The following is a 1,212-nucleotide window of genomic DNA, read 5'->3' as shown; positions in this document are numbered from 1 at the left end:
CCTCCGGCCCGCCCTCCGGCAGCTCCCGCTCGCGCCGCTCCGCCCGCTCCGGATCCGGCCGCTCGCTCTCCGTACGCTCCGGCCGGGGCAGCGGCTCCGGCGGCACCCGGGGCCGGCTGGGCGCCGGACTGGTGACGGTGCCCCCGGTGCCCCGCCCCGATCCCCTGGCCGCGGTCCTGGAGAACCCCGAGGTCCCCGAGCGCAGGCGTCACTGCAGCAGCTGCGAAGCCCCCGTCGGCCGGGGCCGGGGCGACAGCCCGGGCCGCAGCGAGGGGTTCTGCACCCGGTGCGGCACCACCTACTCCTTCACCCCCAAGCTCTCCCGGGGAGACCTGGTCGGCGGGCAGTACGACGTGGTGGGTTGCCTGGCGCACGGCGGGCTGGGGTGGATCTACCTGGCGATCGACCGCCGGGTGGACAACCGCTGGGTGGTGCTCAAAGGGCTGCTGGACACCGGGGACGAGGACGCCCTGGCGGTGGCCATCGCCGAACGCCGCTTCCTGGCCCAGGTCGACCACCCCGGCATCGTCCGCATCATCAACTTCGCGGAGCACCCGGACATCCGGACCGGCTCCGTCGACGGCTACATCGTGATGGAGTACGTCGGCGGGCAGTCCCTCAAGGAGATCGCCAACAACCGCCGCACCGCCGACGGCCGGCGCGAGCCGCTGCCCGTGGAGCAGGCCATCGCGTACGCCCTGGAGGCACTGCCGGCGCTGGGCTATCTGCACGACCGCGGCCTGGTCTACTGCGACTTCAAGGTCGACAACGTGATCCAGAGCGAGGACACCCTCAAGATCATCGACATGGGGGCCGTCCGCCGCCTGGACGACGACGGCCCGATCTACGGCACCGTCGGCTACCAGGCCCCGGAGATCGCCACCGAGGGACCCTCCCCCGCGTCCGACCTCTACACCGTGGCCCGCACCCTGGCCGTCCTCACCTTCGACTTCCCCGGCTACACCACCACCCACCGCCACACCCTCCCCGGCCCCGACGAGGTCGAGGTGTTCGCCCGCTACGAGTCCTTCCACCGGCTGCTGCTGCGGGCCACCGACCCCGACCCCGCGCAGCGCTTCGCCTCCGCCGAGGAGATGGCGGAACAGCTCACCGGGGTGCTGCGGGAGGTGCTCAGCCTCGGCGACGGCCGGCCGCGGTCCGCCCCCTCCACCCTCTTCGGCCCCGAACTGCGGCTGTCCCGTATACACATCT

General features: G+C 73.1%; 1 protein-coding gene. It reads left to right on the top strand.

The genetic code is table 11. From position 1 onward, the window contains the following. The coding region (locus tag AOK09_RS31110; protein ID WP_157876106.1) for a serine/threonine protein kinase at nucleotides 1-1,212 on the top strand (1,212 nt) is incomplete at both ends.

The sequence above is a fragment of the Peterkaempfera griseoplana genome (assembly GCF_001418575.1).
Taxonomy (GTDB): Bacteria; Actinomycetota; Actinomycetes; order Streptomycetales; family Streptomycetaceae; genus Peterkaempfera; species Peterkaempfera griseoplana.
The sequence above is the reverse complement of the archived record's forward strand: the minus strand, read 5'-3'. Positions and strand labels throughout refer to the sequence as shown.